Below are 12,483 nucleotides of genomic sequence, written 5' to 3' on the forward strand. Positions count from 1 at the left end.
GGGGGTTACTTCCTCGCGTCCGCGGTCATGTAGCGCATCAGGGACTCCTGGGTGGCCTCTGAGCGGTCGAACTCATGGGTGATCACGCCCTCGGCGAGCGTGTAGATGCGATCACACAGGCCGAGCAGCTCGGGCAGCTCGGAGGAGATCACCAGTACGCCGCGACCGCTGCGGGCGAGCTCCTGGATGATCCCGTAGATCTCGTACTTGGCGCCGACGTCGATGCCTCGGGTCGGCTCGTCGAGGATCAGCAGCTTCGGGTCGGTGTACATCCACTTGGACAGCACCACCTTCTGCTGGTTGCCGCCGGAGAGCTTGCCGACCCCGGCGGTGATCGAGGGCGCCTTGATGTTGAGGTTCTTGCGGTAGCCCTCGGCGACCACGACCTCCTTGTGCTCGTCGACGACGAGCCCGTTGCGCAGCTTCTTCAGCGCCGCCGCGGTGATCGAGGTCTTGATGTCGTCGATCAGGTTGAGCCCCAGGCCCTTGCGGTCCTCACTGACGTACGCGATGCCGGCATCGATCGCCTGGGTGACCGTGTTGAGCTGCAGCTCGTCGCCGTCCAGCACCAGCGAGCCGGAGGTCCGGGAGCCGTAGGAGCGTCCGAAGATCGACCGCGCGAGCTCCGTACGTCCGGCGCCCATCATCCCCGCGATGCCGACGATCTCGCCGGCTCGCACGGACAGGTTGGCTTGGCGGATGACCTCACGGTGGCTGTCCTGCGGGTGCATGACGGTCCAGTCGCGCACCTGGAAGAGGATGTCGCCGATGGACGGGGTGTGGTCGGGGAAGCGGTTCTCGAGGTCGCGGCCGACCATCCCGCGGATGATCCGGTCCTCGTCCACGCCACCGCCGGCGACGGACAGGGTCTCGATGCTCTGGCCGTCACGGATGATCGTGATCTCGTCGGCGATCTGCTCGATCTCGTTCAGCTTGTGGCTGATCATGATCGAGGTGATCCCCTTCTCCTTCAGCCCCTCCAGGAGCGCGAGGAGATGCTGGGAGTCGTCGTCGTTGAGGGCGGCGGTCGGCTCGTCGAGGATGAGGAGCTTGACCTCCTTCGAGAGCGCCTTGGCGATCTCGACCAGCTGCTGCTTGCCGATGCCGAGGTTCTTCACCGGCGTCAGCGGGTTCTCCCGCAGGCCGACCCGGGCGAGCAGATCGATCGCCTCGCGGTTGGCGCGGCCCCAGTCGATGATGCCGCGCTTGGCGGTCTCGTTGCCGAGGAAGATGTTCTCCGCGATCGAGAGCTCGGGGATGAGGGCGAGCTCCTGGTGGATGATCACGATGCCGGCGGCTTCGCTCTGCCGGATGTTGGCGAACTTCGCGGTCTCGCCCTCGAAGACGATGTCGCCGCTGTAGGTGCCGTGGGGGTAGACCCCGCTGAGCACCTTCATCAGGGTGCTCTTGCCGGCGCCGTTCTCTCCGCAGATCGCGTGGATGTCACCGCGGTTGACGACGAGGTTGACGTCGGCGAGCGCCTTGACGCCGGGGAACTCCTTGGTGATGCCGCGCATCTCCAGGATCGGTGGGGTCATGTCGTTCCTGCTATCTGGCCAGGGGCCGGCGTGGGCCCGGTCCGGAGGGACCCGGGCCCACGCCGCGTACGGGGTGCTACTTGATCTCGTCGGCGGTGTAGTAGTCGGAGTCGACGAGCACCTTGGTGACGTCGTCCTTGGTGACCACTACCGGGTCGAGGAGGTAGGACGGAACGACCTTCTCGCCGTTGTCGTAGGTCTCGGTGTCGTTGACCTCGGGCTCCTCGCCCGCACCGACGGCGACGATCATGTCGACGGTGACCTTCGCGAGCTCGCGGGTGTCCTTGAAGATCGTGGAGTACTGCTCACCGGCGTTGATCGACTTCACCGACTGCACCTCGGCGTCCTGACCGGTCACGACCGGGAGGTCGGCGGTGGTGTAGCCGTTGCCCTTGAGGGCGGCGATGATGCCGAGCGAGAGGCCGTCGTAGGGCGAGAGCACGCCCTGGACCTTCGTGGAGGCGTACGTCTTGGTGAGGATGTCCTCCATGCGCTTCTGCGCGGTGGCGGGGTCCCAGCGCAGGATCGCGGCCTGCTTGAAGTCCGTCTGACCGGAGGGGATGACGATCTCGCCGGACTTGATCAGCGGCTCGAGCACCGACATGGCGCCGTCCCAGAAGAAGGTGGCGTTGTTGTCGTCCGGCGAACCACCGAAGAGCTCGACGTTGTAGGGGCCCTCGCCCTTGGCCTTGAGACCCTCGACGAGCGATGTCGCCTGCTGCACGCCGACCTGGAAGTTGTCGAAGGTCGAGTAGTAGTCGACGGCCTCGGTGTCGCGGATGAGGCGGTCGTAGCTGATCACCGGGATCTCCTGCGAGTCGGCGGTCTCGAGGACCTCGCCGAGCGCGGTGCCGTCGATGGCCGCGACCACCAGGACGTCGACGCCCTTGGTGACCATGTTCTCGACCTGGGAGACCTGGGTGGGGATGTCGTCCTCGGCGTACTGCAGGTCGACCTTGTAGCCCTCGGCCTCGAGCTGCTTCTTGATGTTGTTGCCGTCTGCGATCCAGCGCTCCGAGGACTTGGTCGGCATGGCTACACCGACGGTGCCCTTGTCGCCGCCCTCGCCGCCGTCGCCGCCGCCGCATGCCGCGAGGCCGAGCGCAAGCGCTGCCGCGGTGATCGTGGTGAGTACCTTGCGCACTTACCTGCTCCATTTCATCTACGGCCGCGTCGGTAGGCCTACGCGCCGCTGTCGGGGGGTGCCGGGAGTTCGGCGCACGGGCCGGCTCCCAGGTGAGTCACATCACAGATGTGAACGCTCACATCGAGACAATGTGCCTCTTCATGTCCGAATGCGTCAAGTGCAGGACGACGATGTTTCCGACTCGTGACTTACGGGAGGCTCCGTTGATCATCTGGGCTACACAGCGGACTCACAGACAAGCCCGGAGGCGTCCCGTCACAGATGACGTACGCCGACCAGCGCCCCGGCGCCGTCCGGCCAGGTGACCTGGATCGACTCCGTGCCGTCGGCGTCGGAGCCGTCCACGACCCGCTTCACGACGATCGCGTAGCTGCCCGCGTCCACCCGGGTGTCGGCACCGTGGGAACGGATGGTGACGCCGTCGAAGTGCGGCACCGCATTGCGCGGCCACGAGCCGGTGCCGGTCGCGGTGACGACGCTCTCGCGGCGATCCACCAGGCGGCCCCGGTCGTAGACGTCCATCGGCTCCTGGGTCGCGCCGGTGAGCGCGGCCGTCAGCAGGGCCCGGACCGCCACCGCGTCGGCGGTGGCGTCGTAGACGTAGCGCGTGCCCAACGCCGAGTGTTCGGTGGTCGCCATCAGGAAGTCCTCGGCACCGTCGAGAGGCGCCTCACGGTAGGAGACCGGGAGGTGGACGACGGACCCGCCGACCTCGAGGAGCACGCACTCGATACCGACCCGTCCGGCCGGGTCGTCGAACCGGTAGGAGCCGATCGTGCCGGTCAGGTCACCCTCACACCACGTCCGGGTGGCGAGCCAGGCGCCGAAGATCTCTTTCTTCGACGGGGTGAGAGTGGCCTTGTGAACGATCGACATGACCGTTATCTACCACTCATCACACCTTGTGGCTATCGCCTTCGCCGTTCGAGGGGGTGTCGGCCTCGGAGTCGATCTCGGAGTCGATCTCGGCGTCCTCCTTGGCACGGGCCGCTTCGACCGCCTTGGCGGCCCGCGTCTCGACCTTCTCGGCGAAGGCCCGCCGCTGCGGGTCGAGCACGAAGAACGAGAGCACGCCGCTGATCACGAACGCCAGGATCACCGCGAAGAAGATGTCCACCTCGCCCGCGACGAGCGACCAGATGCCCGCCACGATGCCGAAGGTGGCGACCAGCGACAGCAGCCGCAGTCCGGTGTAGATCCAGAACTCTTTCATCGTGAGGCTCCCTCGGTGAGCTCGACGACCGCCGGGGCTGCGGGCGCAGCGTACGAGTGCTGCGAGGTCGAGGAGAAGTAGTTGATGCCGATGAAGTTGAACCACAGCGTGGCCAGCCCGATCAGCGCGACGATCGCGGCCTTCTTGCCCTTCCACCCGGCGGTCGCGCGGGCGTGCAGGTAGCCGGCGTAGACGACCCAGGTGATGAACGCCCAGACCTCCTTGGGGTCCCAGTTCCAGTAGGAGCCCCAGGCCTCGTGGGCCCAGATCGGACCGGAGATCAGCACCCCGAAGGTCCACACCGGGAACGCGAAGGCGTGGATCCGGTAGGAGACCCGGTCGAGGTTGTCGAGGTCGGGCACCCGCGCCAGCAGAGCGGCGTCGGGGAAGCGGCTCTTGAGGAGGTACGCCGCCGAGGCGATGCCGCCCAGCGTGAACCCGCCGGTGGCGATGATGGCCGCGATGACGTGGATGACGAGCCAGTAGGAGTTGAGCGCCTCGGTCAGCGGCGCGACAGGCTCGTAGAGCCCGACCACGGCCAGCATCAGCACCACGACGGTGAAGCCGAGCACCCACGGCGCCATCCAGGACAGCTTGAGCCGCCGATAGAGAACGACGTACGCAGCGGCCACCACGAACGAGCCGGAGATCGTGAACTCGTACATGTTGCCCCACGGCACCCGGTTGGGATCTGCGGCCATCCCACGGCCGACCAGCGCAATCAGGTGGCACGCCACCGCGATGGCGGTCAGGAGCAGGCTGAGGCGTCCGAAGAGGGCGGCGCGCTGCTCGCGTACGGCAGCGGCGGGGTTCGCCGCGGCGTCGGTCTCGTCGGCCGGGGCACCGGCGCCGACTAGCTCCTTCTCCGCGACCGCGGCCCTGGCGCGCGACTGCCAGGCCGACCACTCGACCAGCGCGCAGAGCAGCGCCAGGAAGTAGACGACGCCGGCGGCCGTGATGGCCTGGTTGCTGAGAACGCCCCAGGTGTGGTCAGTCATCGGTTCTCCTCCTGTGTTCGCGCGCCTCGTAAGGTCTCCGCAAGGCCGGCGACGACGGCAGCGGTGTCTCCACCGCCGGAGCGGTCGAGGGCGGCGATCTCGACCAGTGTGCGCCCATCGACTCGGCGGGCGCGAACCCACACCCGTCGCGAGCGGATGAAGAGGGACCCGAGGAGCCCCACGAGGGCGAGGGAGACGCCGAGAAGCGCCCACTCCTTGCCGGGCGACTTCGAGATCTGCACCCGGTTCCACTGCTGGACGTCGTCGAAGGAGATCGACCCCAGTCCGTCGGGGAGCTCGGCCGTCTCCCCGAGGCGCAGGTTGAACGCCTTGCCGGTCTCGTCGGGCGACATCATGTTGGCCTTGGAGGTGTCGAGCGCGTAGACCGACTGGGGCCCGGCGTCGAGGTTGAGGTCGCCCCGGAAGCCCTGCAGCGAGAGCATCGCGTGCGACCCGTCCCCGATGTCGCCCATCAGGTTGACCGGCTCACCGTCGACCGTGCCCTCGAACGGGTAGAACAGCCCCTGGAAGCCGAGCTCCTCGGGCGAGGCGTACGGCGCCTTCACGACCCCGAAGGAGAGCAGGTTCTGGCTCTGCGGGAGGAAGATCGTCGGGCCGGAGTAGGCCACGTCGCCCTTGCCGTCGCGCACCGTGATCACCGGCGCGTAGCCGTGGGCGAGCAGGAAGACGTCGGTGCTGCCGATGGTCAGCGGGTGGTTGACCCTGAGGTCATAGCTCTTCTCCTCGTTCGAACCCGCGGTGTAGCGGATCTTCGAGTTGAACCCGCGCGCGGTCCCGGCACCCGCGCCGGTGCTGAGCCACTCGGCCTTGAAGTCGTCGATCTTGAAACTGAAGTCGTCGAGGTCCTCGGGGGCGAAGAGCGAGCCGGACTTGAAGTCGTCGTACTGCGACAGCTCGTTGGCGAAGCCGTACTCCTCCCCCACCAGCACGATCACGCCGCCCTTGTAGCCGAACAGGCTCCCGGTCGCGAACGCGACCAGCACGATGATCAGCGACATGTGGAAGATCAGATTGCCGGCCTCGCGCAGATAGCCCTTCTCGGCCGAGACGGACTCGCCGTCCTCGTCCTTGCGGATCCGGTAGCCGCGCAGCTGCTTCCGCGCCGCGGCGAGCACCTCGGCGGGCTCCTCGTCGGTGACGTACGTCGTGGATTCGGGCAGCCGGGTCAGCTTGGCCGGCGTCGCCGGCGGCTCGGCCCGCATGGCCCGCGCGTAGACGAGGCACCGCGGGATGATGCAGCCGACCAGCGAGACCATCAGCAGCAGGTAGATCGCCGCGAACCACGGCGTCGAGTAGACGTTGAAGAGCCCGAGCTTCTCGTAGATCGGCGTCAGCGTCGTGTGCGCCTCGCGCCACTGGTCAGCCTTGAGCGAGTCGACCCCGTCCTGCGGGATCAGCGATCCCGGGACGGCCGCGAGCGCGAGCAGCAGCAGCAGGATCAGTGCCGTACGCATCGAGGTCAGCTGGCGCCAGCCCCAGCGTGCCAGCTCGCGGGCGTTCAGCTCACCCGGTCGGCGTACGGCTTCGTTCTTCTCCTGGTCGGGAGCGGACGTGGTGCTCACAGTGCGATGCCCTCCCAACGCTGGACGAGCTGGACCTGCAGCCACTGGACGCCGTTGTCCCACCAGCCGGTGAGCATGGCGACGCCGATCAGGATCATCAGCACGCCACCGATGATCGTGATCGCGCGGGTGTGCCGGCGAAACCAGGTGAGCGCGACGGTGGCCTTGCGCCACATCACCGCCACGAGGATGAACGGGATGCCGAGGCCGAGCGCGTAGACCGCGAGCAGCAGGCCACCGCGGGCGGCGGTGCCCTGGTCCCAGGCGAGCCCGGCGATGACGCCCAGCGTCGGCCCGGTGCACGGGGTCCAGGCGAGCCCGAAGAGGAAGCCGAGCAGCGGCGCCGCGGCCAGGCCGACCGCCGGCACTTTATGGAACTTCAGGTCGCGCTGCAGCAGCGGGATGAAGCCCATGAACGCGATCCCCATGATGATCGAGAGCACGCCGAGAACCTTGGTGCCGGTCTGCTGGAACTCGAGCAGCTTGTAGGCGATCCCGCCGACGGTGATGCCCATCAGGACGAAGACCACCGAGAAGCCGGCGACGAAGAGCAGGGCCCCTGCGAGCATGCGGCCGCGGCGTACGTCACCGGAGGCGAGGTCGGCGCCGGACAGGCCGGTGGCGTAGGAGAGGTAGCCCGGGAGCATCGGCAGCGTGCACGGCGAGACGAACGAGAGGAACCCGGCCAGCAGCGCGACCGGGATGGCCAGCATCAGCGACCCGCTCCCGGCGGTGCTCGCGAACCAGTCCGTCATGCGCTCTCCCCTGCCGTGGAGATGAGCTCGTCGAGCGTACGTGCCGAGGGGATCTCGCCGCGGATCAGCGCCGCCACGCGCCCATCGGTGTCGAGGATCGCGGTGGCCGGGATGGCGCGCGGCGCCAGCGAGCCCTTCAGCGCGAGGACGGCGGCGCCGTCGGGCGAGTAGACCGACGGGTACTCCACGCCGTAGTGCCGCTCGAAGGCCAGCCCCTGCGCGGCCGAGGCGTCGCGGGTGTTGAGACCCACGAAGGCGACCTCGTCGCCCAGCTCCTCGTAGGCGGCCTGGAGCATCGGCATCTCCTTGCGGCACGGCGCGCAGCCGGTCCACCACACGTTGAGCACCGTGACCTTGCCCCGGGTGTCGGCCAGGTCGAAGGGCTTGCCCTCGAGGGTCTCGCCGGTGAGCTCGACCGGCTCCCCGCGGTCGGCGACCGGGATCTCCTGGGTGCGGCCGTCACCAGAGATGTAGCCGGCTTCGTTCGTGCCGGTCTGCCCACACGCGGCCAGCAGCCCCACCATCACCACTGTGAGGAGGCCACCCAACTTCTTACGCACGCGCAGGACTCTTCCTGACAAACCTGAGAGACCCGTTAATCTTCCGAGTCGCCGGCCGAGAACGGCGCGTACTTGTCCTTCGCCGGCAGCATGTCGCCGGCCGGCTCGCCGTAGGAGAGCGCGACGAACTCGTCGTCGACGAAGTGCAGCGAGGTCAGCGAGCACAGCGCGCACTGGCGGCGGCGCGGGTCGTGCAGGAAGCTGCGGCCCTCGATGTGGAGCCGGGTGGTCCAGATCGGCAGCTGGTGGGAGACGATGACCGCCTCGTGGCCCTTCGCCTGGTCTCGGGCGTCGTGGATCGCGGCCATCATCCTGGCCACGATCTCCAGGTAGGGCTCGCCCCACGACGGCTTGAGCGGGTTGATCAGCTTCGGCCAGACCTTGGGGTCCTTCAGCGGCCCCATGCCGTCCTTGAAGCTCTTGCCGACGAAGAGGTTCTCCGACTCGAGCACCCGCTCGTCGAGCGAGATGTCGACGCCGAGCGCCTTCGCCAGCGGCCCGGCGGTCTGCTGGGCGCGCTCGAGCGGGCTGGAGATGACGTGGGTGATGTCTTGCCCGCCGATCCGGTCGGCGACCCGCTCGGCCATCCGCAGACCGAGCTCGGAGAGGTTGAACCCGGGCCGGCGCCCGTAGAGGATCCCCTCCGGGTTGTGCACCTCACCGTGGCGCAGCAGGTGGACCGTGGTCTCGATACTCATGACTTCACCTTTACAGCAGCCTCGGCGGCGTACGGAAGCGCCTCCGTGATCTGGGAGATCGCCCGCTCGTCGTGAGCGGAGGAGAGGAACCACGCCTCGTAGGCGCTCGGCGGCAGGTAGACGCCCTGGTCGAGCATGGCGTGGAAGAAGGCCTTGTACGCCGCCTCGTCGGTGGTCTTGGCCTCGTCGAAGTTGCGCACCGGCCCGTCGGTGAAGAAGACCGAGAACATCGTGCCGGTGGACTGGATGACGTACGGGAGACCGACCTTGGTGAAGCTCTCCTCGATCGCGGCCTTCACGACGTCGGCGGCCCTGGTGATGTGGTCGTAGACCTCATCGGTCGCCAGCTCGAGGGTCATGAGGCCGGCGGTGGTCGCGACCGGGTTCCCGGAGAGCGTGCCGGCCTGGTAGACCGGACCGTCGGGGCTGAGCGAGCCCATCACGTCGGCGCGGCCGCCGAAGGCCGCCGCCGGGAAGCCGCCGCCCATCACCTTGCCGAAGGTGACCAGGTCGGGCGTCCAGCCCTCGTTCTTGCCGTCCAGGCCCCACTGCCCCTGCTTGCTGGCCCGGAACCCGGTCATCACCTCGTCGGAGATGAACAGAGCGCCGTTCTTCGTGCAGGTCTCGCTCAGGAACTCGTTGAACCCAGGCTCCGGCGGCACGACGCCCATGTTGCCCGGCGAGGCCTCGGTGATCAGGCAGGCCACCCGGCCGGCGTACTCCTCGAACGCCGCCGTAACCGCGGCTCGGTCGTTGTACGGCAGTACGACGGTGAGCTCGGTGCTGCTCTCCGGGACGCCCGGAGTGCCGGGGATCGCGTGAGTGACCAGCCCGGAGCCGGCGCTGGCGAGCAGCGAGTCCACGTGGCCGTGGTAGTTGCCGGCGAACTTCAGGATCACGTCGCGCCCGGTGAACCCTCGTGCCAGCCGAATGGCCGACATCGTCGCCTCGGTGCCGCTGCTGACGAACCGCACCTTCTCGACCGGCGCCCGCTCGACGATCGCCTCGGCGAGCTCGACCTCGGGCGTGGTCGGCGTCCCGTAGGACGTGCCACGCGTGACGGCCTCCAGGACTGCGGCCTGGACCTCCGGATGGGCGTGGCCCAGCAGCATCGGGCCCCAGGAGCAGATCAGGTCGACGTACTCGTTCCCGTCGACGTCGGTCAGCCACGCCCCCTTCGCCTCCCGGATGAAGCGCGGCGTCCCGCCCACCGCGTTGAAGGCGCGCACGGGCGAGTTCACGCCGCCCGGCGTCACGGCCTTCGCGCGGGCGAAGAGCGCTTCGGATGCCGCTGCGGACAGGGGTGCGATGTCGTGAGGCACCCGGTCATTCTCTCCGAGGCGTCGCCGAATCCCCATTTCGGCCTCAGCCGACGGCAGTTGCAGCCCCCGGGGGCAGGCCCGGATCGGCGTTGAAGATGTCGTTGGCGCCGAGCGCGCCGGCGTACTGCCACACCCCGACGAGGTCGCCGGCAAGCGGCGCAGTCGGCCCGGCGAGATCAGCTGTCGTGGAACCGTTGCCGACCTCGAACCCGCCCCGAGCAGTCCACGGAGCGCTGAACGACGCTTCCGGCATCTCACCTCGGTGCTGCCGTCGCCCGGGGCCGGCGGGAACCCGTTGAGGTAGATCTCGATCTGCCGACGTTCGGCGTTGTAGACGCCGATCACGACATTGACCTCGTCCGGCGTCCAGACGTCCGCACGCACCTCGGCGAACTCGGCGTCGGTGCTGTCGCCCGCGGCCATGCGGAAGTAGAACTGCCCACCCGTACCGTCGCTCTTGACGCGATAGCCGAGGGTCCAGGCAGCCACGTTCTCGCCCGCTTGCTGGGCGATCACTCCCGGTCGCGTCGGATCGGTGAGGCGTACGGATGAGGCGACCGAGAACGACACGGCCGAGTCCGTCACCGGATGACTCAGTGCGATGCGCTGCTCGGGCGCGCCCGGCAGCGCCAGGACCCCACCGGGGAGGTACTGGTCGCCGGCGCCGTCGACCTGAAGCTGGGCATCGAAGGAGCGATCGGTCAGCACGCCCGACTCGACGGTGTCGTCGCTCACGCCGAGATTCCATTCGGCGGCCATGCTGGTCGCGTACCCCGTGTTCGTCTCCAGGGCCACACGGTCGGCGATCACGGAACCGGAGGCCGCGTTGTCCCAGATCCCGACCTCGTCCACCATCGCCGTCGCGCAATCTGCCCCGGTGGTCGACGCGCTACCGCAGCCCAGCGTCCAACTGACGCTGCCCCAGGCTTCCGAGGCGTACGTCACGCTGGACCGCGCCACCCCGTCGACCCAGAGTGTGAGCTCGTCGATCGAGGCCCGATACGTGGCCGCGAGGTGCGTCCAGGTGCCCTGGCTACCCGCGGCCGATGCGAGCTCGGCGCTCGTGGCTGAGCGCCGTCCGGCGACCCAGCTGCGGGCGATCGCGTCGTACCCGATCTCGAGCGCGTTGCCCTCCGGAGAGGTCGCCGAGACCAGGGTCATCGACTCGGCGGCATCGACGTGCGCCCACAGCGCAACGGTGAAGTCTGCGGCGGTCGAGATCCCTGATGTCGCAGTCGCAGGCTCTCCCGCGTCGAACCGCAGGCCGATGTCGTTGCGACCGAGCGGCGATGTCGCCGCGCCTCCGAGGCTGAGGTCAGCGACGGCGGGATCCTGGCCAGTGTTGGCGCCGGGGGCGTTCGGGTCGTCGAAGGACCAGTCCACCTGGGGAGCGTTGCGGGGCACATAGAAGGTATAGGTCGCCACGGTGCCCCACAGATCTGCCTTGTCGTGGGCCTGGACGCTCACGCTCCGAGGTCCGGACGCGGTCGGCGTGAACGAGATCGAACGAGGCTTGCCGGCCTTGGTCGCGACGGGCTCGCTCCACCCCGACGGCTCACCTTCGGCGGCGCCGACGACGGACCATCGGTACGCATCCACATCGACGTCGCCCTTGGCGGCTTCGAACAAGAACGTGCCCGTCTCGCCTACGTGGTTGCCGGTGTGGGGACACACCGAGCCGCATTCGGGGAAGTCGAGGCTGGACACGACCGGAGCCAGCGGAGCGGGGTCGAGGGGCGCTGCCATCGCGGCTCCCGGGCCGAACGAGGCGGCGACCAGTGCCGCGCCGAGAGCAGTGACGAAGAGCGACGACGCGCGACGCATGGGAACTCCTGACTCCAGAGAAACGAAAGGGGCGAACCGGTCCCGAGGCGGCGCAGCGCATGGAACGTACCAACGCCAAAGCCGACGTTCTTTGCTTTGGTCCTGCTGTTCCCGAGCCGTGACACCACGGTTACCCATCCGACGATCCACCGTCCGACGTCGGCCCGGGGCCTGGCATCCTGGTCAATCGTCTTGGTCACGTACGCTGGCGGCATGGGCTTCCTGCTGACGAGAGACCTCTGATGGCGCGCGTCTCCGCCGACGTACGCCGCGAACGCCTGGTCGAGGCCGCGATCCGGGTGATGGTCCGTGACGGCGTCGCCAAGACCACGACGCGCTCGATCGTGGCGGAGGCCGACATGCCGCTCGGGGCCTTCCACTATTGCTTCCGCTCCAAGCAGGAGCTGCTGGAGAACGTCATCGAGGCGATCACCGGGCACACGCTCCAGCTGGCGCTGGTGGAGATGCGCGGCGAGGAGTCGTTCGAGGAGAAGCTCCAGGCGGCGCTCAGGGCGTACTGGCAGCACGTCATCGCCAACCCCGAGGAGCACCAGGTGACCTACGAGCTGACGCAGTACGCCCTCCGTCAGCCGGGCCTGGCCACGGTCGCGCGCCGTCAGTACGAGACCTACCTCGAGGCCAACACCCAGGTCCTCACCGTGCTCGCGGAGTCCACCGGGGTGACGTGGGACCAGCCGATCCCCATGCTCGCGAGATACCTCACCGCCAATATCGACGGCCTCACCCTGCTGTTCCTCAACGAGGGCGACGCCGAGGCTGCCGGCGCCGCACTCGACTTCGCCGCGGCGCACGTCGCCTCCATGGCCAGATCGGCGTAGTCACGG

11 protein-coding genes and 1 pseudogene are annotated in these 12,483 nt (G+C 68.3%); 1 reads left to right on the plus strand and 11 read right to left on the minus strand.

The genetic code is table 11. The features are described 5' to 3' along the window. Positions 1-5: 5 nt before the first annotated feature. From mmsA to ABZU72_RS20755, 11 genes and pseudogenes are all read right to left on the minus strand, one after another. Positions 6-1,538, minus strand: coding sequence for a multiple monosaccharide ABC transporter ATP-binding protein (gene mmsA, locus ABZU72_RS20705; RefSeq protein WP_355020696.1), 1,533 nt, complete (start codon positions 1,536-1,538; stop codon positions 6-8). Between the two features lie 76 nt (positions 1,539-1,614). Beyond that, entirely contained in the window at positions 1,615-2,682 is a 1,068-nt protein-coding gene (gene chvE / locus ABZU72_RS20710; protein WP_355020697.1) for a multiple monosaccharide ABC transporter substrate-binding protein, read from the minus strand. Positions 2,683-2,940: 258 nt separating this feature from the next. Further along, positions 2,941-3,561: a hypothetical protein gene (locus tag ABZU72_RS20715; RefSeq protein WP_355020698.1), complete on the minus strand. Its 621-nt coding sequence runs from the start codon at positions 3,559-3,561 to the stop codon at positions 2,941-2,943. A gap of 19 nt (positions 3,562-3,580) precedes the next feature. Further along, entirely contained in the window at positions 3,581-3,898 is a 318-nt protein-coding gene (locus ABZU72_RS20720; RefSeq protein WP_355020699.1) for a DUF4229 domain-containing protein, read from the minus strand. Continuing rightward, the gene (gene ccsB / locus ABZU72_RS20725; protein ID WP_355020700.1) at positions 3,895-4,896 is read right to left on the minus strand and encodes a c-type cytochrome biogenesis protein CcsB; all 1,002 of its coding nucleotides are present in this window, start codon (positions 4,894-4,896) and stop codon (positions 3,895-3,897) included. The genes ABZU72_RS20720 and ccsB overlap by 4 nt, the downstream gene beginning before the upstream one ends. Further along, entirely contained in the window at positions 4,893-6,479 is a 1,587-nt protein-coding gene (locus ABZU72_RS20730) for a cytochrome c biogenesis protein ResB (protein WP_355020701.1), read from the minus strand. The genes ccsB and ABZU72_RS20730 overlap by 4 nt, the downstream gene beginning before the upstream one ends. After that, a complete protein-coding gene (locus ABZU72_RS20735; protein WP_160025716.1) occupies positions 6,476-7,234 on the minus strand; it encodes a cytochrome c biogenesis CcdA family protein in 759 nt (252 codons plus the stop codon). The genes ABZU72_RS20730 and ABZU72_RS20735 overlap by 4 nt, the downstream gene beginning before the upstream one ends. Then, positions 7,231-7,794, minus strand: a complete 564-nt coding sequence (locus ABZU72_RS20740; RefSeq protein WP_355020702.1) for a TlpA disulfide reductase family protein — start codon at positions 7,792-7,794, stop codon at positions 7,231-7,233. Before ABZU72_RS20740 ends, ABZU72_RS20735 begins: the two co-directional genes overlap by 4 nt. Positions 7,795-7,829: 35 nt before the next feature. Next, positions 7,830-8,492: a histidine phosphatase family protein gene (locus ABZU72_RS20745; protein ID WP_355020703.1), complete on the minus strand. Its 663-nt coding sequence runs from the start codon at positions 8,490-8,492 to the stop codon at positions 7,830-7,832. After that, positions 8,489-9,814 (minus strand): glutamate-1-semialdehyde 2,1-aminomutase, encoded by a 1,326-nt coding sequence (gene hemL, locus ABZU72_RS20750; protein WP_355020723.1) that lies wholly within the window; start codon positions 9,812-9,814, stop codon positions 8,489-8,491. The genes ABZU72_RS20745 and hemL overlap by 4 nt, the downstream gene beginning before the upstream one ends. Before the next feature lie 816 nt (positions 9,815-10,630). Next, positions 10,631-11,776, minus strand: a pseudogene (locus ABZU72_RS20755) (LamG-like jellyroll fold domain-containing protein); the annotation flags it as partial. A 104-nt stretch (positions 11,777-11,880) separates the two neighbouring features. On the opposite strand from ABZU72_RS20755, the gene ABZU72_RS20760 reads away from it, so the two are divergent. Next, positions 11,881-12,477 carry a TetR family transcriptional regulator C-terminal domain-containing protein gene (locus tag ABZU72_RS20760; RefSeq protein ID WP_355020704.1) on the plus strand — a complete coding sequence of 199 codons (597 nt, stop codon included), beginning with the start codon at positions 11,881-11,883 and terminating at the stop codon, positions 12,475-12,477. The last annotated feature ends 6 nt before the right edge of the window (positions 12,478-12,483 follow it).

The organism is Nocardioides sp. NPDC004968 (genome assembly GCF_040608935.1).
Classification (GTDB): domain Bacteria; phylum Actinomycetota; class Actinomycetes; order Propionibacteriales; family Nocardioidaceae; genus Nocardioides.